This window comes from Anoxybacillus sp. P3H1B, from assembly GCF_001560855.1.
In the GTDB taxonomy this organism is placed as follows: domain Bacteria; phylum Bacillota; class Bacilli; order Bacillales; family Anoxybacillaceae; genus Anoxybacteroides; species Anoxybacteroides rupiense.
Window position 1 is genome coordinate 521,626 of record NZ_LPUG01000011.1, and the last position, 22,998, is coordinate 544,623.

At 43.2% G+C, this 22,998-nt stretch carries 23 protein-coding genes and 1 pseudogene; 10 read left to right on the plus strand and 14 right to left on the minus strand.

Translation table 11 applies throughout. The features are described 5' to 3' along the window. Positions 1-374: 374 nt before the first annotated feature. The 4 genes from AT864_RS06675 to AT864_RS18590 are packed head-to-tail and all read right to left on the minus strand — an operon-like array spanning position 375 to position 2,790. Positions 375-671 carry an STAS domain-containing protein gene (locus AT864_RS06675; protein WP_066147502.1) on the minus strand — a complete coding sequence of 99 codons (297 nt, stop codon included), beginning with the start codon at positions 669-671 and terminating at the stop codon, positions 375-377. After that, positions 668-1,075 carry an ATP-binding protein gene (locus AT864_RS06680; protein WP_066147504.1) on the minus strand — a complete coding sequence of 136 codons (408 nt, stop codon included), beginning with the start codon at positions 1,073-1,075 and terminating at the stop codon, positions 668-670. Before AT864_RS06680 ends, AT864_RS06675 begins: the two co-directional genes overlap by 4 nt. Beyond that, a complete protein-coding gene (locus tag AT864_RS06685; protein ID WP_044745467.1) occupies positions 1,041-1,382 on the minus strand; it encodes a hypothetical protein in 342 nt (113 codons plus the stop codon). Before AT864_RS06685 ends, AT864_RS06680 begins: the two co-directional genes overlap by 35 nt. A gap of 28 nt (positions 1,383-1,410) precedes the next feature. After that, on the minus strand, positions 1,411-2,790 hold the full coding sequence (locus AT864_RS18590) for a globin-coupled sensor protein (protein WP_066147505.1): 1,380 nt from the start codon (positions 2,788-2,790) through the stop codon (positions 1,411-1,413). Between the two features lie 131 nt (positions 2,791-2,921). Here AT864_RS18590 and AT864_RS06695 point away from each other — a divergent pair, with 131 nt between their 5' ends. Then, complete coding sequence (locus AT864_RS06695) at positions 2,922-3,770, plus strand: MBL fold metallo-hydrolase (RefSeq protein ID WP_066147511.1); 849 nt, start codon at positions 2,922-2,924, stop codon at positions 3,768-3,770. 381 nt (positions 3,771-4,151) lie between these two features. Here AT864_RS06695 and AT864_RS06705 read toward each other — a convergent pair whose 3' ends face one another. After that, positions 4,152-4,445: a spore coat protein gene (locus AT864_RS06705; protein ID WP_044745491.1), complete on the minus strand. Its 294-nt coding sequence runs from the start codon at positions 4,443-4,445 to the stop codon at positions 4,152-4,154. A gap of 23 nt (positions 4,446-4,468) precedes the next feature. After that, positions 4,469-4,654: a spore coat protein gene (locus AT864_RS06710; RefSeq protein ID WP_044745463.1), complete on the minus strand. Its 186-nt coding sequence runs from the start codon at positions 4,652-4,654 to the stop codon at positions 4,469-4,471. A gap of 164 nt (positions 4,655-4,818) precedes the next feature. On the opposite strand from AT864_RS06710, the gene AT864_RS18110 reads away from it, so the two are divergent. Then, positions 4,819-4,959: a hypothetical protein gene (locus tag AT864_RS18110; protein ID WP_172798639.1), complete on the plus strand. Its 141-nt coding sequence runs from the start codon at positions 4,819-4,821 to the stop codon at positions 4,957-4,959. Between the two features lie 16 nt (positions 4,960-4,975). Here AT864_RS18110 and AT864_RS06715 read toward each other — a convergent pair whose 3' ends face one another. Continuing rightward, positions 4,976-5,335: a hypothetical protein gene (locus AT864_RS06715; RefSeq protein WP_044745462.1), complete on the minus strand. Its 360-nt coding sequence runs from the start codon at positions 5,333-5,335 to the stop codon at positions 4,976-4,978. A gap of 210 nt (positions 5,336-5,545) precedes the next feature. On the opposite strand from AT864_RS06715, the gene AT864_RS06720 reads away from it, so the two are divergent. Continuing rightward, positions 5,546-5,824 carry a hypothetical protein gene (locus tag AT864_RS06720; protein WP_066147515.1) on the plus strand — a complete coding sequence of 93 codons (279 nt, stop codon included), beginning with the start codon at positions 5,546-5,548 and terminating at the stop codon, positions 5,822-5,824. Then, positions 5,803-6,024, plus strand: coding sequence for a hypothetical protein (locus AT864_RS17865; RefSeq protein ID WP_156450499.1), 222 nt, complete (start codon positions 5,803-5,805; stop codon positions 6,022-6,024). The genes AT864_RS06720 and AT864_RS17865 overlap by 22 nt, the downstream gene beginning before the upstream one ends. Positions 6,025-6,346: 322 nt before the next feature. On the opposite strand, the gene AT864_RS06725 is transcribed toward AT864_RS17865, so the two are convergent. Beyond that, positions 6,347-6,712, minus strand: a complete 366-nt coding sequence (locus AT864_RS06725; RefSeq protein WP_066147516.1) for a hypothetical protein — start codon at positions 6,710-6,712, stop codon at positions 6,347-6,349. Positions 6,713-6,762: 50 nt separating this feature from the next. On the opposite strand from AT864_RS06725, the pseudogene AT864_RS06730 reads away from it, so the two are divergent. Beyond that, positions 6,763-6,985, plus strand: a pseudogene (locus AT864_RS06730) (FMN-binding negative transcriptional regulator); the annotation flags it as partial. A gap of 96 nt (positions 6,986-7,081) precedes the next feature. On the opposite strand, the gene AT864_RS06735 reads toward AT864_RS06730, so the two are convergent. Together AT864_RS06735 and AT864_RS06740 are read right to left on the minus strand one after the other, a co-directional pair. After that, positions 7,082-7,645 (minus strand): SMI1/KNR4 family protein, encoded by a 564-nt coding sequence (locus AT864_RS06735; protein WP_066147518.1) that lies wholly within the window; start codon positions 7,643-7,645, stop codon positions 7,082-7,084. Positions 7,646-7,792: 147 nt separating this feature from the next. Beyond that, on the minus strand, positions 7,793-8,770 hold the full coding sequence (locus AT864_RS06740; protein WP_044745458.1) for a LacI family DNA-binding transcriptional regulator: 978 nt from the start codon (positions 8,768-8,770) through the stop codon (positions 7,793-7,795). Positions 8,771-8,857: 87 nt separating this feature from the next. On the opposite strand from AT864_RS06740, the gene AT864_RS18495 reads away from it, so the two are divergent. Continuing rightward, positions 8,858-8,980, plus strand: a complete 123-nt coding sequence (locus AT864_RS18495) for a hypothetical protein (protein ID WP_255357496.1) — start codon at positions 8,858-8,860, stop codon at positions 8,978-8,980. A 164-nt stretch (positions 8,981-9,144) separates the two neighbouring features. Here the strand turns inward: AT864_RS18495 and AT864_RS06745 are convergent, their stop codons facing one another. After that, complete coding sequence (locus AT864_RS06745; protein ID WP_044745457.1) at positions 9,145-10,071, minus strand: bifunctional helix-turn-helix transcriptional regulator/GNAT family N-acetyltransferase; 927 nt, start codon at positions 10,069-10,071, stop codon at positions 9,145-9,147. Between the two features lie 495 nt (positions 10,072-10,566). Here AT864_RS06745 and AT864_RS06750 point away from each other — a divergent pair, with 495 nt between their 5' ends. From AT864_RS06750 to AT864_RS06760, 3 genes are all read left to right on the plus strand, one after another. After that, entirely contained in the window at positions 10,567-11,589 is a 1,023-nt protein-coding gene (locus tag AT864_RS06750) for a LacI family DNA-binding transcriptional regulator (protein WP_066147520.1), read from the plus strand. Between the two features lie 277 nt (positions 11,590-11,866). Further along, the gene (locus tag AT864_RS06755; protein WP_066147522.1) at positions 11,867-13,411 is read left to right on the plus strand and encodes a gluconokinase; all 1,545 of its coding nucleotides are present in this window, start codon (positions 11,867-11,869) and stop codon (positions 13,409-13,411) included. 105 nt (positions 13,412-13,516) lie between these two features. Further along, complete coding sequence (locus tag AT864_RS06760; protein WP_066147524.1) at positions 13,517-14,866, plus strand: GntP family permease; 1,350 nt, start codon at positions 13,517-13,519, stop codon at positions 14,864-14,866. A 98-nt stretch (positions 14,867-14,964) separates the two neighbouring features. Here the strand turns inward: AT864_RS06760 and AT864_RS06765 are convergent, their stop codons facing one another. The 3 genes from AT864_RS06765 to AT864_RS06770 form a co-directional block, all read right to left on the minus strand. Next, entirely contained in the window at positions 14,965-16,344 is a 1,380-nt protein-coding gene (locus AT864_RS06765) for an amino acid permease (protein ID WP_066147526.1), read from the minus strand. A gap of 823 nt (positions 16,345-17,167) precedes the next feature. Further along, positions 17,168-17,323: a hypothetical protein gene (locus AT864_RS17870; protein ID WP_156450500.1), complete on the minus strand. Its 156-nt coding sequence runs from the start codon at positions 17,321-17,323 to the stop codon at positions 17,168-17,170. A gap of 50 nt (positions 17,324-17,373) precedes the next feature. Next, the gene (locus AT864_RS06770) at positions 17,374-18,276 is read right to left on the minus strand and encodes a LysR family transcriptional regulator (RefSeq protein WP_066147528.1); all 903 of its coding nucleotides are present in this window, start codon (positions 18,274-18,276) and stop codon (positions 17,374-17,376) included. A 132-nt stretch (positions 18,277-18,408) separates the two neighbouring features. Between AT864_RS06770 and gltB the strand changes: the two genes are divergently transcribed. Next, positions 18,409-22,971, plus strand: a complete 4,563-nt coding sequence (gene gltB, locus AT864_RS06775) for a glutamate synthase large subunit (RefSeq protein WP_066147530.1) — start codon at positions 18,409-18,411, stop codon at positions 22,969-22,971. Positions 22,972-22,998 lie beyond the last annotated feature (27 nt).

Genomic DNA, 22,998 nt, shown 5'->3' on the forward strand with positions numbered 1-22,998 from the left:
GGAGTCGTTCTGGCGGGATAGGATAAAAACAGCCGCTCTTAATCGAGGAAACGTTTATTTGGCCAGCGGTTTTTGTGAAAAGTATATAACCGGTTTACAGAACAAGCCAGTGTTTCGGATCACAGCATGTTGATCCGCCAGCTGGCTTTTTGTTTTTCTGGCGCCATCGGCTAGCTTTTGGCTGCCGATGGCCAAGGCAGTGATTCATAAATAAGAATGGAGCATAAAGCGATGTTGACGCGATGTAGCATCATTGTCTAATATGTTGTGATCTCTTACTATACAAAAGCCGCTTATCGTCCGCTTTTTCTCGAGTGTCAAGGAAAGGCAGCTTAAGCTGATGATTCGTCATAAAAACTTTTAGGCGCTATTTTTTATTTGACATCGACAAACTGATCAATTTGACAAATGGACAATACGTTTTTAATCGGAGCAGACGCTCCTATAATTTCAATGTGTATACGGTCTTTTAGAGGATATAGCCAGCTAATAAATAGGCGCACTCCAGAGCTATCAATGAATCGGACGGCAGAAAGGTCGATTTGCAACCGCGAAATGTTGCTGTATGTATGATGACGCAGTATTTCTTCCATGATGCGCGTTGTTTCAAAGTTAATATCTTGCTGAAATACGGCAATCATCACATCGTTGTTGGTTGTTATTTGAATCATCGAAATTCCTCCTCAATTTTTGCGCGCTGAATGATGACACGCGCTTTTTTGCCAGCATCGTCAAAGGTTACGTGTGTTGCAAGCTGTTGAATGAGAAATAATCCGCATCCTTCATGTGGCGCAAGCAGGGAAGGAGGAGCTTTTGTGATTTGACTGCGCCAGTCAAAACCATTTCCGTGATCGATGAGCTCAATCGTGATGTCCTCTGTCGATAAATGAATAAGAACATCCGCTTTTTTTATTGTAGAATGGCGAATGACGTTGGAAATGAGCTCCCACAAGACAAGCTGCAGCGCGTATTGTTCCATCTCTGTCAGTACAATGTATTGATTTAATCGTTCGAGCATTGCCGCAATATTTTTGCTATAGTTATTTTCGGTAATTTTTCCTGTGATCTTGATCATCGCTCATGATGTGAGTAAGAAGTTGTTGGATATACGGATGACGATAGTCGGCTTGATGCTCGAGACGATACAATTGGCTCCATAAGGAATTATAGGTGGAGCGAAACTCGATCGGAACGCTTTCGCCAAACGAGCGCTGCAAATGCATCAGACGAAATTTAACATAATTTCGTGCGTCTACGTCGTTTGGCAATTGTCCAATGTCAATGCGGATCAGTTGTTCGTTAGCTTCGTGGAGAAGCGTTTCTGACATTTCAAATAAATGTTTAAATGTGCGCTGTTCATATTTAAATTGAGGTTGGTTCATCGTATTTCCTCCCTAAAGTTGTAAGGAGCTACTTTTTGAATTTATCTGTGAGTTCATGATTCAGATAGTTCAGCTGTTCTGCCATTTCGGCAATTTGATAAGCAGCCTTCGAGATTTCATTAAATGTGTGCTGGAAGTCTTTCATAAACTCTGTGAATGCACTAATTTTATCACTGTTCGACCTAACATCGGAAATGGATTGATCAAAAATATGAATCACGCTCTCGTTTACTGCGCGAAAAGCTCCTGTTTCATCGACAATGCGTTGAAACGAGGATTCAAATTGCTGAATCGTTTGTTGCACGATATCAATATGATTTTGAATGTAATCGAGTGATTGAGCCGTTTGATAAGCGAGCTTTCGCACTTCATTTGCTACAACGGCAAATCCTTTTCCATGTTCACCAGCACGGGCGGCCTCGATATTGGCGTTGAGAGAGAGAATGTTCGTCTGATTAGAAATGTTGCGAATCGTGTTCACAATTTCGCCAATTTGAGAAGAACTGTTAGTCAGCTCCGCTGTTAATGCTTTCGTTCCATGAATTAACTCGGCGATCGTATCAAGCTTTGTTAATGTGTCCATAACATCGTGCTTTCCGTTTTCGACCCGCTCTGCGATTTCGGCTGATTGCTGCTGAATCGTATAGATTTCGTTTAGGATGTCCTGTACATTTTTTTCGTTTTCTGTGATGGAGGCGCTCGTTTCCTCAGCGCTAGAAGCAAGAATAGCAGCTGATTCCGTGAGACGGTGCTGCAGCTCTTCGATTTCGTTTAGCTTCATCATGGATGACGTATAGGATTCAATATACGTCGCAATGGCAATTTGCATGTCGAACGAACAAAGCTTGGAAAAAGAAGAATAGGCCAGAACGGCTTCACTCGGCGGAAGCTCTTCCATCAATATTTTCAGCACCTCATTTTGGATAAGAGAATAAGCGCCTAAATACCACTCTGGAAACAAGCCGATACGATGATGAACATTGCCGATTACTTTTCTTCTAATAATATACTGTTCACCTATTTCACCAGATACCATGTCCATTAAATACGATTGCAGTGTTTTCTTGAGGCGCTCAATCGTCGAGTGGCTTTCAATAATATGGACCAAATCTGCTATTTGGCCAAGGTGCTCATAAAAAGCATCAACAATGGCTTGAACATGTTTGGCAAAAATCGGGCGCAGGGAGGCGAGACGCTGAAAATCCTCCGCTGTCAATCCAATAAGAACGACTTGTTGATGATAATTGGATGCGGAAAGCTGTCGATAATAGGCAACGGCCGAATCGGGCAAGTTAAGCGAAGATGTTTGCATGGGAGCCGTGTTCGCGTCCTTTTTCTCTTTTTTGCGAAACAGCTGGATTGCTCCGTCTTCGTTTTGGAGTAGCTTATGGAATGAGACTTTCATCATATACATCCCTCCTAATATGAATATCCCCCTTCTGCACATTATAAAGGATAATCGGTGTTTTAGGAATATTTTCTTATATCAGAATAGGCGGCAAAAAAAGTGGGATAGTATCATTGAAGGAGGGAATGGATATGAAGATAGAAGAAAATCACTACGGAAGCGACTATACCTTTATTCCGGCTATATCGGTTGCTCATGGAACAGGAACGGAAATATTGCCAGATTTATATTGCTATACCGTTCAGATTGTGAATATTTGCTTGATCGGTCTTCCCAATGCCGCTGATTTTATACTTGTAGATGCGGGAATGCCTCGTTCAGCTGATGAGATTATCGCTGCAGCCGAAAAGCGTTTTGGTTCGAATAGCCGCCCTAAGGCGATCATTTTGACTCATGGACATTTTGATCACGTCGGAGCTGTGATTGAACTGATCCGATATTGGCGCATCCCTGTTTATGCTCATCCAGCTGAACTGCCTTATTTAACAGGGAAAAAAAGCTATCCTGCGCCTGATTCGTCAGTAGAGGGAGGGATGATCGCAAAGGTATCCGCCCTTTTTCCGAATGAACCTATCGATTTAGGAAGCAGTGTTCAACCACTTCCAAGTGGAGGAATGGTTCCTCATATGCCTGAATTTCGCTGGATTCATACCCCTGGTCATACCCCTGGACATATATCATTGTTTCGTGAAAAAGACCGCGCGCTCATTGCTGGAGATGCATTTGTTACTGTTCGTCAGGATCAACTGTTTAAAGTGCTGACGCAGAAGCTAGAGTTTAGTGGACCGCCGCGTTATTTTACAAATGATTGGGAGAAGGCAAAAGAGTCTGTTCGTAAATTGGCAACTCTGCATCCAGAAGTAGCTGTTACAGGACACGGAAAACCAGTAACTGGAGAGCAGCTCCGTGCAGGATTGATCCAGTTAGTCAGAGATTTCGATCATATAGCGGTCCCTGATTATGGTAAATATATTCAGTAAAGAAGCAGAGGATAGTCTGTGACAGATGATAAGGGAGAAGAGGATCGTATTATTTTTTCGATTCTTTCCGGGGCAAGGAGATTTGAGAAGTTCGTTTGAGTGGTTGGGATGATGGTTTTTAGCAGGCATGAAAATAGATCCATAAAAAACAGGCATCCATCAATGAAGATGAATGAATGGAATTTTAACATCATCTATCAAAAAGTCTCTCACCTTTTAATCGAGTTTAGGTGGGGGAGGTTCATTAAAGCAGTATTTTTCCATTCTTCCGTTGGCGACGAATGGATTTGTCTGGGGATTTATGAACAGAGAGGCATGGGAATGACAAGATAGAACAACTAAACTCATCAGGATTCAGTTAAACGCTGAATCCTGATGAGTTTATTGCAGTTGATTCGCTTGTGTGATTTGCTGGGTCACTTGCATGTCAACACGCAACTGTTCTTGAACATTTATTGGATGGTAATAGCCTTTATTAATCGTATATTGACTCACTTTTTCGTGAAATTGAATGGCATCATTTAAATGTTGTTTAAGGATGTTGCGCACCTCAGGAGTATCGGATTCTGTAATGGCTACTGCGTAGCTTTTAATTCCATTCTTTATGCTAATAAGAAGATCGATGGCGATTAATTGATCATTTAAAGGCTGAGAGCCACCAGTTGGTTGTTGCATCATCTACATCACCTCTTTTGGCGTTAGGATAGAAGAGATTGTAAATCAACGATTTGTTGTTGGGTTGTTTCAATATCTTGGCGAATTAATGATTGAAGCTCAGGATCTGTGGCCATCGTCTGCATCACCTTACTTTTTGCAAGACAGACGTTTTTCAACATAAGAAGCTCATGAAGCTCCAAAATTTCATGAACACCTGTTGCTCTCATCTCTTTCACCACCTTCCGAAACCTATTGTGTGCATGGTGAACATGTATATTAGCGTAATTTTTTCAAAAATAAAAGGCGCTTTCACCAAGAGAATGGGGAGCAGTTTACACGCAAAAAAATTCCCGTGTGCTCACGCTAATAATGGGCAAAGGGGGATTTGGAGATGGACGAAACGTGTTTTTACTGCCAAAGCGAATGCGCTGACCAAGTTCATTATGTATCCTTCTATACAGCGGATGAAGAACAAGAAAAAGCGTTGTGTGCCGAATGTTATCAAGAATGGCTGCAAGGCATTAAAGGTTGAAACAAGCCGCATCACGTTATGGCCGGGATGCGGCTTGTTGCGTGAGCGGCGGAACGTGGATGACTCGGTACAGGTCGCCTTGTTCGTCATAAGAACGATACACGATCGGCGCCTTTAAGGGGCGGCACACGGAAAGAAATAAAATGTGTTCTTCGTTTGTCCCCTTTTTTCTCGCTTCCATCGAGAACGAGACGTGCTTGAGATGAAGCGAATAAAAGCGGTACGTCAGACCGAGCCATGTTTGTTCCGTGACAGACGTGTCAGGATGACAGCGTATAAAATGCGCAATATCCGCAAACGACCGCTCTTCTTGTTCGAACCAATCTTCAATAGCGTTGGCCGCTTGCTTAATCCAATGTTTCCAATTCTCTAGCATCCCATTCACCTTATTCATTTATATTGTTATCGGTTAGTATGCTCGGAACTGCCGCATCTATACGGGGGAATTGTTGAAATTCTCATGCTTAAATTTATTTTTTTGGCAACAAAATTTCCATTGAAGGAGAATGTGTGGTGCCACGTTTGTTATTCATATTTCAATAATAATCAGGGAAGAAACACCTTCGATGAATAGGAAAATTCATTAATGTTGGTTCAGCCAAGCCGTTGGGCTTTTTGGCTTGCAAATTTCGCTGCTGGCTATTCCAATTACGGCCCCGTTTCTTTTTTGCAAGCTAATTCAATGGAGATGGGAATATTGCAAGCGTTAGGCACATTGCCATTTTTCTTGTTCAACTTATTTTTCGCGTTTGGATGGACAGAGCGAGACGACAGCCGTTCTCGAGGCGTTGGTCTTTTCCGTTTATATTTGCCGGCTCATTTTTATCGAGCGTCGGCCGCATTGTGTATTTCATTGCGCAAGTGAGTTTGCGGCAATCGATTACGCTGAACCATTTATTAGGGCGGGTCAATTCGAGCAACCGCTTTATTCCCCACGGGCTCATGCCGCTCGGCGTGCTAGGAGGGATGATCGGCTTGTTTATTTTTGTGCGGTTTTGCTTTGGCGGTTCCGATTTTACTTCTATAGCTGGTGACAGCGCTTCACCGCATTCCAGAAGGATATAAGCTGACGGCCAGAGCAGAATAAACAGTGAAAAGAAGGGGTGAAACTCGGGTGGATGGTGATCACGAATTGTGCTACTGCCATAAGCCGTTCACCCCGTATGCGATTTGCCAATCGATGAAGCGGGCGATATCAATGTTTCGATCCGCGAAGCGTACCATGGAATGTTTGGGGTATACCGCTGAGAGACCGAGAAATCTTGATATATCAACATTTGCAGAGGGAGGAATTTTTGACATCAAAGCTAATCGAGATAAATATGCATAAAAAAACAAAGAGTCGGTTCCTCAAAGAATCGACTCTTTGTTGATAATCTATATCTCTTTATTTTGCACCTAGGTTTTCTACATAATCTTTATTTGATTTCTCAATCTTATTAGAAGCTTCATTGACAGGAAGTAAGACATACTTATTATTTTCTTTTTGATAGGTCGCTGTTACTTCTTTTGAATCCACATAATATAGAAGCCAAATTAATGTTCCCTTATTATAAACTACAATACCTGTTTCTTCTCTGGTTATTTCAGGTTTATTCTCTCGTTTCAACCTCTCATTTTCTAATTTAATGACTTGGTTAATAACAGAATTGTATTTTTCCTTTAGAATGGCTTGTTTTGTTTCATAATCATCTTTACAGGCTGATAAAAAGCTTAACGAAAGTATCAATAAAACAATGAATTTAAATCTCATTTTATACACTCCTATAAATTTGGTATACTAAACCTCTTGTTTATTATACAATTTTGTGGGCCAAGCTTTCTCCTGAGCTCTTAGAAGGCGAACTAAAAGGTATCGTTGGATTTAAAATTAAAGTGGAAGAAATCCAAGCTGCCTATAAATTAAGCCAAAACCGGAACGAAACAGATTATAGGAACATCATCAATCACTTAAAAAAATGAAAAAGATCCAAATTCGAAACAAATCGCCGAACGGATGGAAAAGAGAATGAAAAATCACCTATAAACCATTTTTAGTTCTTCCCATATGTAAAGAAATAAACCTCCTGCTTACTGTCTCCTTAAAGGTGGGTGGCTTCATAGTATGGGGGCTAAACAAATTCTAATCTTCTAAATCATTCGCCTTATAGAAATGTCTTGCTTTATAAGCGGGCCAATTCCAATACTCCACTCCTTGTGAGATAATGAATCTCTCTAAAAAGATCTCAAAATTCATAGAAAGAGGAGTCGCATGTTCAATGCTTTCTCCCGGTTCTAGCCAAAACAAATATTCATTACTTCTTTTATGAGGGTTGATTTCGTTAAGATTCATCACTAGGACACTACTCTCCAAACCATACGCTATAGGATACCAACCTTCTGGATAATCTAAAGATTGATGGTCCTCTTGTATCTCACTTATACTTAGTACTTCAAAAGAAGCACCGCTTTTTTCATCTATAAATAATTTTGCTCCATTATGCATTAATAAAAATTCCTTATAGTCCTTCGGCAAAAACAATTGGTTGGTTTCTTCAAATTTTACAAGTTCCCATTCTAGCGCAGGGGCATTAAATAAAAAGCGGACTTCTGTAACATACCCTGATTCCTGCTGGATTTGGATAGACGGCCGATCGGCAAGCCGTTTTTTTAAAGCCGAAAGTGTAAGTTGAAGCAAAGAGCTCATTGTGATACTCCCTTTCATATCATCCATAATCCGCTATGCTCGTTGAACCATAACGTAAAAGAATCAAGAGAGAATAAGCAAGCCCAAGACCACCCAAAGCGGATTCCAGATGGTTACGTTTATAAGGAGGCGCTGCTGAACGCTATTCTACACCGAGAACCGTTCGATAAGGCGGACAGGCAATTGCTCATTTTGGTTGGTCGTTGTTTTGCCGATGAAACAGTCATGTATGAGTTGGAACGCTTTTTGCCCCATCGATAACAACGGCAAGTCCACTGTGGTGATGCCGAGCGCTTCAGCGATCGGATGATTGTCAAAACTGACAATCGCCAAGTTTTCTGGTACCTGCAAACCATTTTTTTGCCCCCATAACACGATTCCAGCTGCCACTTGATCGCTTGCGACAAGCAGCGCAGTCGGCTTGTCTTCCATCGAAAGAAGTGCCTTGACAACGCGCGCCCCGTCCGCGATTTCGAGACAACGATCAAAAATCCATTCTTCTCTTGGAACTGTATCGATATTTTGTAAGGCATCCCGATAAGCAGCGTCTCGCCGTTCACTATTTGTGCCTGACGTCCGGCCGATACAATAGCCAATTTTTCGATGCCCCTTTGCAATCAAATAGTTCATCCCCAACATAAATGCCTCATAATGATCGATGGACACGGACGACATTTCGCAGCCCGTGGTATCTTCGCATAAGATGATCGGACCGTCTTCTTGATACAGCTTAAGCATCTCCCAACTAATTGTGCGGGAACAAATAATCAGTCCATCGACTTGTTTCACTCGCAGCATCTCAAGTGCTTCCAGTTCCTTTTGCACGTCATAATTCGTCTGAAATAGAAGAAGATGATAACCGTGGCGGAGCGCCTCTTGTGAAATACCGTCCACAATTGAACTGAAGTATGGGTGGTTGACATACGGCAGAATCACGCCGATAATCGATGTTTTTCCTTTGGCTAAATGAACAGCATTGATATTTTTTGTATAGTTTAACTTCTCGACCGCTTTCCAGACCGCTTGCCGTTTTTCTTCCTTTACATAAGGATAATGATTTAATACACGCGATACCGTAGCGACAGAAACTCCTGCTAGTTTAGCGATTTCTCGAATGTTTGCCATTGTCTTCCCTTCCCTCAAAAAAACTATTGCATTGAAACGCATTTCATAAATTATTGTCATTTTAACCATAGCATAAAGGAGGAAATCATGTTGCTAGGATTTTTGTTTTATATCGTTTTATGTGCTGTAGAGCTAGCCGGCGCGCACTTAGCCTTACGAGAAGCACCCAAACAAGAAGAGGAAGATCCTTTTCATGCGTTTTTCCGCTAAACAAAGCGTTCCCTATCTTCTTTCAGGGAACGCTTTGTTTCTGATTTAGATGATAAAAAAGAAAACGGAAGCAGGAGGAGAAACAACATAGAACGTCTGTTTGATGAAAAATCCCTCTTTCATCGCTATGTTGCTGAGACGTAGGAGATCTCTTCGTCCATGTGTTAAAGCTCTAATTCCCAAGTCTCCCCGATCAGCTCATGGCCAAAGCTGTGATGCTTTTCTTCGGCTACAAGCGTAAATCCAAGTTTTTGATAAATATGTCTTGCGGCTATAAGAACGCTGTTGGTCCAAAGGACAAGCTTTTGGTACTCTTTTCGTTTAGCAAAGCGAATGCATTCTTGAACAAGATGTGTACCAAGCCCCAATCCGCGCGCCTGCGGATCAACTAAGAGCAAACGCAATTTGGCAATGGCGTCACTTTCGTGTACCACCATTACAGAACCGACAATGTCGCCGTTCATCTCGGCGATCCAGCACCGTTCTTTATCAGGATTATAATGGTTAATAAAATCGGCAACAATTTGAGCAACCAGCGCTTCAAACTGCTCATTCCATCCATACTCCTTCGCGTAGAGTGCCCCGTGCTTATGAACGATCCACCCCATATCGCCTGGCTCGTGTTGTCGTAAAAAGTACGGTCCAGAGAATTTAAACCTGCGATTTTTAGTAAGTATTCCTTCAATCGTTTGCATAGCGTGAATGAGCTGTTGCTGTTCAATATCTGATAATTCACTTAGGAATTCAGATACTTCATCATATGAACGTTGGTTGAGCAAGGAAAAAACCGCTTTTCCTTCTGAAGTAAGCTTTAAAATTCGTTGCCTTCCATCGGTTTCTGATCGCTCTTTATAAATAACTCCCTGTTCTTCTAATCGTGTTAAAATCCGGCTTAAATAGCCTGGATCTAATCCTAACTGCCTAGTCAAATCTGAGGCGGTGATTTGGCTATGATTAGCAATTTCAAATAATATTCTAGATTCTGTAAGGGAATAGGGGCTATGTAATAATCCTTCTTGTAATGCACCAATTTGTCTTGTGATAAACCGATTAAAATGACGGACAGCATTGATTCGTTCCTCAAAAATCATACGAGTGCCTCCTAATTTATTTGATTTTGTCAAATATTTTATTTGATTATATTGCTTTAGTCAATTATATATCTAAAAAACGGCCAGTCTATGTTCTGTTTGAGGCAAAAGCCTGATCTATCCAATCATTTAGTGAGATAGGTTCATCAAATAAAATAGATTAGACTTAAATGGTTTTTTATCGTATTCGACTTAGGAGACGTGTGATTGTTTCGGTTCATCGCCGGATGGTGTTCTATAAAAAATCGTTTTTTCGGTAATAGGGGATCATTCGATTGATTGAAAAAAAGCAAAATCACGTATTCGCCTGACAAAGGTTTGTCTAATGCGCTTTGTCTGTATGAGTTTCTATACTCTGTATCTTAAGTTTGCGAAAAAAGTAGTTGTAAAAGCGCTTTCAAATGATATATAATTTAACTAAACCGGTTTATAAAATAATTTGTTTATTTTGCTTGTTTACTAAATCGATTTAGTAGTAGGAAAGTAGGGATATCCTTGCAAAAAATTACAATGGCCGACGTGGCCAAAGCAGCGAATGTTTCCAAAAGTACAGTTTCCCAGTATTTAAATAAGCGTTATGAATATATGAGTGAAGAGACGAAAAAACGTATTGCGCGAGCGATTGAAGAACTTGGCTATCAACCGAACTTTGTCGCACGGAGCCTAAAGCAAAAATCCACTTCTACGATCGGTGTCATTGTTTTTAATATTTTACATATGCTAACAACACAGGTGCTTCGGGCGATTGAAGATGTATGCCAAGAACGGGATTTTCATGTCATTGTATGCAACACCGATGATGATCCGGAGAAAGAAAAAAAGTATATTGAAATGCTAAGAGCCAAGCAGGTTGATGGATTAATTATTTTTCCGACAGGAAGAAACTATGAATGGTATGAAAAGATGGTCAATGAATCGTTTCCGCTTGTATTTGTCGATCGCATGGTTCCAGATCTGCCTGTGGATGCGGTTCTCTTGGATAACTATAAAGCAGCTAAACTTGCGGTGGATCATTTGGCTGATGTAGGATACGAACGGATTGGAATCGTAACCCCTCCGCTTGTATCGTATAACATTCCAAGAACGGAGAGGGTGGAAGGCTTTAAGCTAGCTGTAAAGGCGAGAGGACTACAGGTGATGGATGAGTACATCGTGAATCTGGAGATCCCTTGCATCAAGGAAGGGCTGACGAAGCTTTTTCGGTCTGGCTGTCCGCCACAAGCGTTGTTTGCGATTAATGATTTAACATTGATGGAGGTACTTCATTTTGTCCAAGAAAATCAGCTCCGTATTCCGCATGACATCGCTCTTATTAGCATTGACGATGTACCGTTTGCTTCCATTTATACCCCAACTTTAACGACAATTGCCCAACCAGCGTTTGAAATGGGAAGGAAAGCAGCGGAACGGTTGTTTCAAAAGATAGAGCGCAACAATGAAGAAAAAGAGCCGCAAATTTTACGGTTGGAGCCCGTGCTAAAAAAACGCCAGTCTGTGTCAAGGCGTTTAAACCCATGACAACCTTCGGAAAAATGGAAGCAATCGAGTATGTGTGGGGCTGATCAGGCATTTTGATCTTAGTGTATGATTATCAACTTGCGATCCTACGAAGCAGTGAAAAAAAATCTGTCATTCTATCATTGCTATGTGGATGTAACTTCACATGTGAACATTTGCATCACGGAGCTTCAACCGTTTTTTGCGGTTGTTTTCCTTATACGGCTGCGTATAGATACTTTTAAATCAATCCATCTTATAGAGATAGAGAACAGACAAGAAAAAGGAGCGGGTGACCGTGAACAACAGCAGAAATGTCGTCATCGGAGTCGATATTGGCACAACAAGTACAAAAGCGGTGGTGTTTGGCGAATTTGGCCAAGTCGTTTCATCCGCTTCATTTGATTATCCTATTATACAACCGCATCCTGGCTGGGCAGAGCAGGATCCTGACCTCATTTTTTCTGCCGTTGTCCGAGGTGTAAACGCTGCCATAAAAAAAGCGGGTATTCGGCCTGCTCAAGTTAAAGCTTTAGGATTTAGCGCGGCGATGCATTCGCTGATTGCCCTAGATGAACAAGGGATCCCTTTGACGCGCTGTTTAATCTGGGCAGATAATCGAAGCACTGCACAGTCGGAGCGGCTGTTGGATGAAATGAAAGGATTAGAGATTTACCAACGGACAGGAACGCCTGTCCATCCGATGTCTCCTTTGCCCAAATTGCTTTGGATGAAAGAAGAGCAGCCGCCATTATTTCGGCAGGCCCATAAATTTGTATCGATTAAGGAATATGTTATTTATCGGCTATATGAACAATACGTTGTAGATTATTCGATTGCCTCCGCAACCGGGCTTTTTCGTCTTGACACATTGGACTGGGACGACGGTGTTCTACATTTGCTCGGAGTGACGAAACAGCATTTATCCCGCCCTGTTCCAGTAACTTATATTTTGCAAGGAATGAAAAAAGAATGGGCAGAACAAATGGGAGTAGATCAAGGAATCCCTACCGTGATCGGGGCGAGTGACGGGGTACTTGCCAACGTTGGAGTAGGGGCCGTTTCTCCTGGAGAAGCCGCGATTACGATCGGGACAAGCGGTGCTGTACGTACGATTTCCTCTGCGCCAAAAACAGATTTAAGAGGGCGGACATTTTGTTATGCGCTGACCGATCATCATTGGATCGTCGGCGGGCCAACTAATAATGGAGGAATTTTGTTAAGATGGCTGCGCGATGAGTTTGGCGATCAGGAACGAGAGGTGGCTAAAAAGCTGGGAATGGATCCATATGATCTTTTGACACAGCATGCCGAAACCGTCCCGGCAGGCTCAGAAGGGTTAATATTTCTTCCGTTTCTCTCGGGAGAACGGGCGCCATATTGGAATGCGAAGGCGCGAGGAACCTTCTTTGGAATTGGTCTTCATCATAAGCGTGAGCATTTTATTCGTGCGGTGATGGAGGGCGTGTGTCTGAGCATTCTTTCTGTCGTTCTAGCCATCCGCGATGTGACCGGTTCGCTGTCGGAGATACGCGTATCAGGCGGGTTTGCAAAATCGGCATTTTGGCGGCAAATGCTCTCCGATATGCTGGGGAAAGAGCTGCTTGTTCCGGAAACGCACGAAGCGTCAGCGCTGGGAGCGGCGGTTATGGCGCTTTATGCGCTTGGCGACCTTTCGTCATTGGAAGAGGTTAAGAAGTGGATTCATATTCAAGCGACCCATGTGCCGAACGAGAAAAACACAGCGGTTTATTTGGAACTATTTGATTTATATGAGCGGTTGTACCAGCGATTGAAAGATGAATTTGACGCTCTTAGCGCATTTCAAGCAAAATATTCATAAAAATAGGATTTGACAACGATCGGATGATCAAACCCAAGCCGAATAGGTGCATTCTTTATGATTCATGAAAACTAAACCGATTTAGTTGAACAGGAGGATAAGGGGATGGGAATAGTTATTGTGATTGCGGCGATTGTCATTTTGCTTCTTTTAATTACTGTTGCAAAGCTTCATCCGTTTGTTGCGTTAATATTGACCGCAGTTGGTGTTGGTCTAGCGATGGGGATGCCCCTCATTGCTCCTTCCGATGAAGTGCCTGGTATTATCGATTCGATTAAAGCAGGGCTTGGCAACACTCTTGGATTTTTGGCGATTGTGTTAGCGCTTGGAACGATGCTCGGAAAAATGATGGCAGAGTCAGGAGGGGCAGAACGAATTGCCAAGACGCTCATTCAGCGCTTTGGACAAAAAAGAGTGCATTGGGCTATGATGGTTGTCGCTTTTTTAGTGGGGATTCCGGTATTTTTCCAAGTGGGATTTGTGCTATTAGTTCCGCTTGTATTTACGATTGCCATGGAAACGGGCATCTCGCTTATTACCGTTGGTGTTCCGCTTGTTGCGGGATTATCGGTTGTACATGGGCTCGTTCCGCCGCACCCGGCTGCGATGGCTGCGGTTGGCATCTTTCAAGCAGATGTTGGCTTAACCATTTTGTATTCATTCATTGTTGGATTACCAACAGCCATTATTGCAGGGCCGTTGTTTGGAAAATGGATCGGTGCGCGCCTGCATAAGAAAGTGCCGGATGAAATGGCTGAGCAGTTGGTGCTGCATCATGAAGCGAAGGAACTTCCAAGCTTCGCAAACACACTGTTTACGATTTTGCTGCCAGTTCTTTTAATGTTGATGGCCTCGATCGCCAATGTTGCCTTCGACCAGGAGACAGAAGCCGCGAAGGTGATCCGCTTTATTGGCGACCCGATCGTTGCTTTATTGATTGCAACCGTTTACTCTTTCTTTAGCCTTGGATATGCACGCGGATGGAAGCGTGATAAAGTGTTAAAGCTAGCGAACGACTGCCTTGGTCCCGTGGCCAATATTTTGCTTGTCATTGGCGCTGGCGGAGCATTTAACAAGGTGTTGCTTGATTCGGGAATCGGCACACAAATTGCGGAAGCGGCTCAGCATTCGCATATTTCGCCGCTATTGCTAGGCTGGGGGATTGCGGCGCTTATTCGCATTGCCACAGGATCGGCTACAGTTTCCATGATGACTGCTGCCGGCATTGTGGCGCCGATTGCTTCCAGTATTCCAGGAACTAATATGGAGCTTCTTGTGCTGGCGACAGGCGCTGGCTCCCTCATTTTGTCACATGTTAATGACTCGGGATTCTGGATGATTAAGGAATATTTTGGCATGACCGTCAAAGAGACGCTGATGACGTGGACCGCTCTTGAGACCATCATTTCGGTGGTAGCATTAGGATTGCTCGCATTATTAAATCTGATTGTTTAACTTACCTATAAACAAGAAACAAGCCGGACTCTAAAGGGAATGGCATAATGAAGAGGCCAGTCATTGACTGGCCTCTTGCTGTTCAAGTGGTTCATTTTTTAAAGATTGGCGGCCGAGCGGTTGTTTGGTTTGTTGGGCTGTTTCGTCTTTGCTTTGACTATAAAAGAGAATAAAATAAGCAGACAAAGCGTTACAAGGCAAACCGCTGAACCGATCCAATTGTTTTGATTAAACAGAAAAGAAATGAAAATGGAAGATAAAGACAATGCGGCAAAACTAGTTAAGTACGGGAATCCCTTGACATGAAATGCCGGGATTTGTTGATAACGAAACCGCAGCTTTAACTGGGCCAAGCAAATACCGATCCACAATAAAAGAACAGTAAATCCAGGAATGCTCATTAAATAACTGATAATTTGTCCGGGAGCGATATAAGCCAAAAATAAACCGATGATAATACAGATGGCTGCAATCGTGAGCCCAATAATGGGTACCCCTTGCTTATTTACTTTTAATAAAGCTTTTGGCGCTTCGCCGTTTTGTGCCATTGAATATAACATTCTCGAAGTGGCATATACTCCCGAGTTCGCCGCTGATAGAACAGCTGTCACTAAAACAAAGTTCATAATATGGGCCGCTCCTGGCAACCCGGTCATATCTAATACTTGGACAAATGGACTGTTTTCGCCTGTCACTTTATCCCACGGCATTAAACCGCAAATAATAAGCATAGGGAGCATATAAAACAAAATCACTCGCCACATCGTTCCTTTCACTACTTTTGGCAGCACTTGTTCCGCATTTTTTGTTTCTGTCACGGCGACGCCGATTAACTCCGCACCGCCATATGAGAACATCACCACTAAGAGGGCACTTAGCACCCCTGTTATTCCGTGAGGGAAAAAGCCGCCGTGATCCGTGTAATGAGAGAGCGCATCGATTGTTTGTCCTGGGATGATGTTTGTTAACAGCAAACAGCCCAAAACAATAAAGGCGGTTAACGCCAAAATTTTAATGGCGGCAAACCAAAACTCAATTTCTCCATAATATTTCACTTGAACAAAGTTAATGGCGAAAATGAAGCTGGCGCAAAGCAAGCTTAAAAGCCATAGCGGAATGGCTGGAAACCAATATTGCAGAAAGCTACCTGCTGCTAAAATTTCAACGATGATAACAATCGTCCAGTTGATCCAGTAGAGCCAGCCCGCAATAAAAGAGACATGAAAGCCAAACGCCTTATCTATCAGGTGCTGAACATTTGAGTTTGGATGGGCGATGGCCATTTCCGCTAATGCCGACATGACGATAAATAAAAGCAAGCCCCCTAATAAATAAGCAAAAACAACCCCAGGTCCCGCGATTGATAGCGTGTCTGAACTGCCTTTAAAGATGCCGGTGCCAATCATTCCAGCTAAAGCAATAAATTGGACATGCCTAGGCAGCAGTCCCCGCTTTAAGTCTTGCTGACGATTTTCCATGCTGTTCCTTCCTTTCTTCTCTTTTGCTGAAAAAATAAGCGATAGTTTCAAGAAATTTTTCTATAACTTTAATACTTAAACGCTTTTATGCTTTTATGCGTTTAAGTAAAAAATATGTTACTAGAATATAATAGTTTGCTTTGCTTTGTCAATAGAAGGATAGAGATACCAATGGTGCTAGTTGAGCGTCACATGCAACCATATAAATCGGCATTAAAAAATGGACATAAATGAAAAGCGACAATGAACCAAAAGCATCACAGAAAATCGTGTGTGGATCCTGAGAATGAACGGACATCTATATAAAAATAAAATACGATAAAAGCAAGCATTTAAAAAACGGGAAGGTGATTGGTTTTATATATAGTAGCGGTGGCATGGATATGGAGTGCGACGGTTGTTTTCGTCATGTGCAGGTGCAACGAAAAGGCAAGTGGCTGACTGGCCTTACAATCGCGTTTTTTACAGATGGGATTCGTTCAATCTTTATATAGTTAGCTTCTATATTATATTTATGCTTAGATCTTACATGTTGAAAAAATGTCATGATTACGGGGGGATGGAAAGAATCTTTTATCTTTGTGGAGAAATAGAACTTTTCAGGTCAGGAGCTTGGAGGTTGTATCGATTTTTTTAGAGTCCGTTCGCTCCCTTTCCAAGTGTATGGCGGGCACCGTCATGAAAATAGTGAGAAACATGGTATAGATGAAACATTTGATATGAAGTTTGCGCCTTTTCAACGGTCGGAGGCTTTCTTCCGACCGTTGAAAAAATGGGGATTCTGCTTTGGAATGGGTCTTCTTATAGGTGTGGTTAGGTTCGTTTACAGGCCTGATGGATGGGATGGATAGATCGAATCATCCATTGGTTTGCTTTGATTGTGTTCATCACGTTTTTTTAGGCTAGGAGAGCTTCCTAAAAAGTTCATGATGACAACCGCTCCAGACAACAAAAGAACTGCTCCGACAAAAAGTTCCATTCTCAACACCTCCTTATGTTTATTATAGCATTTTTTGTAATTTTCTATCATTATTTATATCGCTCTAAAACGGAGAAAAATTGCTTCACAAACTCATAAAATACTTTCACAGATGGCGCCGGCTCGTGATAATCAGAAAGAATAATGCCGACATTTCGTTTGACGTCAGGCATGGAAATCGGAATTTTCACGGTAAAGCGCGGCATTGTATCATAAAATGTATTCTCAGGAAGCAGGGTGACGCCAATGCCGGCAGACACAAGCCCTTTAATGGCATCTAAATCTTCTCCCTCAGATGAGATGATTGGCGAAAATCCAGCCTGCTTACAAGCATCAAGCACAATTTTATGCAAAATGTAACCGGCTGGAAAAGTAACAAACGGCTCGTGGCGCAGTTCATTCAGCAGCAGGCTTTCTTTTTTGGCAAACCGGTGATTTTGCGGCAGCAGCACGGCAAAAGATTCAATAAATAGAATCTCTTTTTTGATTCCTTTTTCCTCGGTCGGGACAGGTCCGAGGAAGGCAAGATCGATCTCTCTTTTTTTCACGGCTTCAATTAAAAATCGATAAGATCCTTGACGCAAATGAAATTTTACGTTTGGATGCCGCTCTTTGAAGGCGGAGATCACCATTGGCATGGTGTGACTTGCCAAGCTAGAAGGGAAGCCAATTTTAATTGTTCCTTGCTCTGGATCTAAATATTCATCGATTTGCTGCTTGGCATGGTCGACTGCTCGCAGCACCGTTTCGGCATGCGGAAGAAAGTAACGGCCAACCGGAGTAAGCCTCACATTTCTCCCGTCCCGTTCAAACAGTTGGACGCCGAGCTCAGCCTCTAAATTAGCGATTTGGCGGCTGATGGCGGATTGGGCGACATGAAGCACTTCAGCGGTTTCTGATACGTGTTCGCGCTTGGCGACTTCAACAAAGTATTTTAGCTGCCTTAGCTCCATTTTTGTTCTCTCCTTCTCATTTATCTCAAAATGAGATTGATTTAATCTGAATTATATATTGTTTATATCATTTTTGGAAACTAAAATTACAATAACAGACTTTATCGGTAAAAGGAATGGGGGAGAAGACAAATGAAACATTACGGATTACCGCAAGCACAAGGTCTCTACCGTCCTGAATTTGAACATGACGCATGTGGCATCGGCTTATATGCCCATCTTAAAGGAAAGCCATCCCATGATATTGTAAAAAAAGGACTTCATATGCTGCGCCAGCTTGAGCATCGCGGCGGGCAAGGAAGCGATCCAGAAACAGGAGACGGCGCCGGCATTATGGTACAAATTCCGCACGATTATTTTCGACAGGTTTGTGGGAAAATGCACCTTCCTGAAAAAGGGAGATATGGTGTTGGGATGGTATTTTTGCCGGAAAACGAGCAGGAGCGGATCGATTATGAACATAAAATTAATGAGATCATTCAAAATGAAGGACAAACATTATTAGGATGGCGGACGGTACCTGTGGATATCAGAAAACTCGGAAAACAGGCTGAGCAGACAAAGCCGTACATCCGCCAAGTATTTATTGAAGCGAGCCGTGATCTTGTCGATCAGCTTGCTTTTGAAAGAAAGCTGTATATCATACGCAAGCAAGCGGAAAAGCTGATTTCTGACAGCGAATTTTATTTTGCTAGCTTATCGAGCCGCACCATTGTTTATAAAGGCTTGTTAACTCCGGATCAGCTTGATGAGTTCTATGTTGATCTTCAAGACGAACGGTTTCAATCGGCCTTTGCCCTTGTGCATTCTCGCTTCAGCACCAATACGTTCCCAAGCTGGGAAAGAGCCCATCCAAACCGTTATTTGATTCATAATGGTGAGATTAACACGTTGCGCGGGAATATCAATTGGATGGCAGCGCGAGAAAAACAATTTGTCTCCGAGCTTTTTGGCGATGATTTAGCGAAAATCACTCCGATTTTAGATATGAATGGCAGCGACTCATCCATTTTAGATAACGCATTTGAATTTTTTGTTCTAGCGGGCAAAAAGCCGGCACATGCGGCGATGATGCTGATTCCAGAGCCGTGGTTTTGGGATCATGAGATGGATGACGAGAAAAAAGCATTTTATGAATATTATAGCTGTTTAATGGAGCCGTGGGATGGACCTACCGCCATTGTGTTTACAGACGGGAAACAGATCGGGGCGATTTTAGATCGCAATGGGTTGAGACCAGCCCGTTATTATGTCACAAAAGATGATTACATCGTTCTTTCGTCAGAAGTAGGAGTGATTGAATTAGAACCGGAAAACATTTTGTATAAAGATCGTCTGAGCCCAGGAAAAATGCTGTTAATCGATTTGGAAGAGGGAAGAATTATTTCCGATGAGGAGGTCAAAGCAGAAATTGCCAAAGAGCAGCCGTATCGGCAATGGCTTCAAGAACAGTTGATATCGTTGGAAGACTTGCCAATTCCAGAGCAAATGGAGCAGGTGGAGGAGCTGGTTGTCAAGCAGAAGGCGTTTGGCTATACACACGAAGATGTGGAAAAGACGATTTTCACAATGATCAAAGATGGGAAGGATCCTGTCGGAGCTATGGGGAATGACACGCCGCTTGCGGTGTTATCAGATCAGCCGCAAAGCTTGTTTAACTACTTTAAGCAGTTGTTTGCGCAAGTGACGAATCCGCCGATCGATTCGCTTCGTGAATACATCGTCACCTCCACGATGACACTCCTCGGAAAAGAAGGAAATATTCTTCATCCGGATGCATCAGCGGCCCGCCGCATCCGCTTAGACTCTCCGATTCTTTTGAATGAAGAGCTTGCTGCGCTTAAAGCGAATCCGTACCCAGAGTTTCGCTGTGCTGTGCTGCCGTCATTATTCACAGATCATTTAAAACAGGCACTCGATCAGCTTTGTGAAGCAGCGGATGCTGCCATAAGAGAAGGAAAAACGCTTCTTATTCTCTCTGATCGCGGCATGGATGAGCAGCATATCGCTATTCCGCCGCTTTTGGCGGTGAGTGCACTTCATCAGCATTTAATTCGCAAAGGAACGCGCACGAATGCAAGCATTATCATCGAATGCGGGGAAGCGCGAGAGGTTCATCATTTTGCGGCCTTGATCGGATATGGGGCTGATGCAGTGAATCCTTATTTGGCTTTAGAAACGATTCGCGACGCGATCCAAAAAGAAGTGCTTGCTTATTCTTACAAGGATGCGGTGAGCAAATATAAAAAAGCAGCGACAGATGGTGTGGTCAAGGTTATGTCGAAAATGGGGATTTCGACTGTGCAAAGTTATCGGGGAGCACAAATTTTTGAAGCGGTCGGCATCGGCGAAGAAGTGATAAATCAGTATTTTACTGGAACCGCCTCACAAATCGGTGGAATCGGGCTAAATGAGATTGCATTAGAAACGAAATTGCGCCATGAGCGAGCATTCCAGTCAACGGAACGGGAAGCGACACTGGATTCGGGCAGCGAGTTCCAGTGGCGAAGAAACGGTGAGCATCATGCGTTTAATCCAAAGACGATTCATACGCTTCAATGGGCTTGCCGAAAAAACGACTATCAGCTCTTTAAGGAATATAGCAAAATGGCAAATGAAGAACGCATGACATTTTTGCGAAATTTGTTCGAATTTGATAAAACGAGAAAACCGGTTCCAATCGAAGAAGTAGAGCCGGTAGAGTCGATCGTGCGCCGCTTTAAAACAGGAGCGATGTCCTATGGCTCATTGAGCCAGGAAGCTCATGAAGCGCTGGCGATCGCGATGAACCGCATTGGCGGGAAAAGCAATAGCGGCGAAGGCGGAGAGGACCCAAGCCGATACGTTCCTGATGAAAATGGCGATCTTCGTAAAAGCGCCATTAAACAAATCGCTTCAGGCCGTTTTGGGGTGAAAAGCCATTATTTGGTTCATGCGGATGAGCTGCAAATCAAAATGGCACAAGGAGCAAAGCCTGGCGAAGGAGGACAACTGCCAGGAAACAAAGTGTATCCTTGGATCGGCAAGGTTCGCGGTTCTACGCCGGGAGTTGAGCTAATCTCTCCACCTCCACATCATGATATTTATTCAATCGAAGACTTAGCTCAGCTTATTTATGACTTAAAAAACGCGAATCGAAAAGCGCGTATTAGCGTCAAACTTGTTTCGAAGGCTGGAGTGGGAACGATTGCGGCAGGTGTGGCTAAAGGGGCGGCCGATGTCATTGTTATTAGCGGCTATGATGGCGGTACAGGAGCGTCGCCGAAAACAAGTATTAAGCATGCAGGCCTTCCGTGGGAGCTGGGGCTTGCTGAAACGCATCAAACGCTCATGTTAAATGGTCTGCGCGACCGCGTTGTTTTGGAAACAGACGGCAAGCTGATGACAGGTCGCGATGTGGTGATGGCTGCTCTTTTCGGTGCTGAAGAATTTGGATTTGCTACAGCGCCGCTGGTGGTTCTCGGCTGTATCATGATGAGAGTCTGTCATTTAGATACATGTCCGGTTGGGGTGGCTACGCAAAATCCGGAACTGCGCGAAAAATTTATGGGAAAACCAGAGCATGTTGTGAATTTTATGTATTTCATCGCTCAAGAAGTAAGAGAAATGATGGCAGAGCTCGGTTTTCGGACCATCGATGAAATGGTTGGACGCGTCGATGTATTAAAAGTGAGCGATCGTATGAAGCAGCATTGGAAAGCCAAGCATCTTGATCTATCTCGATTGCTCTATCAAGTGGATGGACCGCGTACTTTTGCACGACCGCAATACCATAAAATCGAAGAGTCGCTTGATTGTCATGAGCTGTTGCCGGTTGCTGCTTCAGCGCTAGAGAATGGGGAGCCAGCAGAGAAGCATCTTTCTATCCGAAATATCCATCGCACAGTTGGAGCGATTGTCGGCAGCGAAATATCGAAGCGCTATGGCGAAGAAGGGCTTCCTGAAGATACTATACGCTTCCATTTTTATGGATCTGCTGGTCAAAGCTTTGCGGCATTTGTGCCAACAGGAATGACAATGACCTTGACCGGTGACGCCAATGACTATATTGGAAAAGGGCTTTCTGGAGGAAAAGTGATTGTTCTTCCGCCAGAGGAAGCCGCTTTCTCTTCGGGTGATAACGTTATAGTCGGGAATGTCGCGTTTTATGGGGCCACTAGCGGCGAAGCCTATATTCGCGGACGGGCAGGAGAGCGATTCTGCGTAAGAAATAGCGGCGTGAATGCGGTTGTCGAAGGAATCGGCGATCATGGCTGTGAATATATGACAGGAGGGCGTGTTGTCATACTGGGGGCCGTCGGTAAAAATTTTGCGGCGGGAATGTCTGGCGGTATCGCCTATGTATTGGCCGATTACGCGGAACAATTTATGCGTACAGCGAACAAGGAAATGGTATTGTTTGAGAAGCTGGAAAATGAAGAAGAAATCAAGCGGGTACGAGAAATGATGACGAAGCATTATCAATATACCGGCAGTCCAAGAGCCGCTCATGTATTGGCTCATTGGGAGGAATTTGTCGCGAAATTTATCAAAGTCATCCCGAAAAACTACAAATTAATGATAGAAACAATTGAAGAAATGGAACGTTCAGGTCTCTCGAAGGAAAAAGCACTTTTGACGGCATTCGAAGTGGTGGCAAAGCAAAAAAAGTCGATTGACATTCAGCATGCAAATTTAGAGGCGATCGCAAAATAGGCGATAGGCTCTGCACAGCGGAAAAGG

Coding starts and splice junctions, on each gene's coding strand:
- AT864_RS06675 (WP_066147502.1), bottom strand. CDS start 671: ATGATTCAAATAACAACCAACAACGATGTGATGATTGCCGTATTTCAG.
- AT864_RS06680 (WP_066147504.1), bottom strand. CDS start 1,075: ATGATCAAGATCACAGGAAAAATTACCGAAAATAACTATAGCAAAAAT.
- AT864_RS06685 (WP_044745467.1), bottom strand. CDS start 1,382: ATGAACCAACCTCAATTTAAATATGAACAGCGCACATTTAAACATTTA.
- AT864_RS18590 (WP_066147505.1), bottom strand. CDS start 2,790: ATGATGAAAGTCTCATTCCATAAGCTACTCCAAAACGAAGACGGAGCA.
- AT864_RS06695 (WP_066147511.1), top strand. CDS start 2,922: ATGAAGATAGAAGAAAATCACTACGGAAGCGACTATACCTTTATTCCG.
- AT864_RS06705 (WP_044745491.1), bottom strand. CDS start 4,445: ATGCAACAACCAACTGGTGGCTCTCAGCCTTTAAATGATCAATTAATC.
- AT864_RS06710 (WP_044745463.1), bottom strand. CDS start 4,654: ATGAGAGCAACAGGTGTTCATGAAATTTTGGAGCTTCATGAGCTTCTT.
- AT864_RS18110 (WP_172798639.1), top strand. CDS start 4,819: ATGGACGAAACGTGTTTTTACTGCCAAAGCGAATGCGCTGACCAAGTT.
- AT864_RS06715 (WP_044745462.1), bottom strand. CDS start 5,335: ATGCTAGAGAATTGGAAACATTGGATTAAGCAAGCGGCCAACGCTATT.
- AT864_RS06720 (WP_066147515.1), top strand. CDS start 5,546: ATGTTGGTTCAGCCAAGCCGTTGGGCTTTTTGGCTTGCAAATTTCGCT.
- AT864_RS06725 (WP_066147516.1), bottom strand. CDS start 6,712: ATGAGATTTAAATTCATTGTTTTATTGATACTTTCGTTAAGCTTTTTA.
- AT864_RS06735 (WP_066147518.1), bottom strand. CDS start 7,645: ATGAGCTCTTTGCTTCAACTTACACTTTCGGCTTTAAAAAAACGGCTT.
- AT864_RS06740 (WP_044745458.1), bottom strand. CDS start 8,770: ATGGCAAACATTCGAGAAATCGCTAAACTAGCAGGAGTTTCTGTCGCT.
- AT864_RS18495 (WP_255357496.1), top strand. CDS start 8,858: ATGTTGCTAGGATTTTTGTTTTATATCGTTTTATGTGCTGTAGAGCTA.
- AT864_RS06745 (WP_044745457.1), bottom strand. CDS start 10,071: ATGATTTTTGAGGAACGAATCAATGCTGTCCGTCATTTTAATCGGTTT.
- AT864_RS06760 (WP_066147524.1), top strand. CDS start 13,517: ATGGGAATAGTTATTGTGATTGCGGCGATTGTCATTTTGCTTCTTTTA.
- AT864_RS06765 (WP_066147526.1), bottom strand. CDS start 16,344: ATGGAAAATCGTCAGCAAGACTTAAAGCGGGGACTGCTGCCTAGGCAT.
- AT864_RS17870 (WP_156450500.1), bottom strand. CDS start 17,323: ATGGAACTTTTTGTCGGAGCAGTTCTTTTGTTGTCTGGAGCGGTTGTC.
- AT864_RS06770 (WP_066147528.1), bottom strand. CDS start 18,276: ATGGAGCTAAGGCAGCTAAAATACTTTGTTGAAGTCGCCAAGCGCGAA.
- gltB (WP_066147530.1), top strand. CDS start 18,409: ATGAAACATTACGGATTACCGCAAGCACAAGGTCTCTACCGTCCTGAA.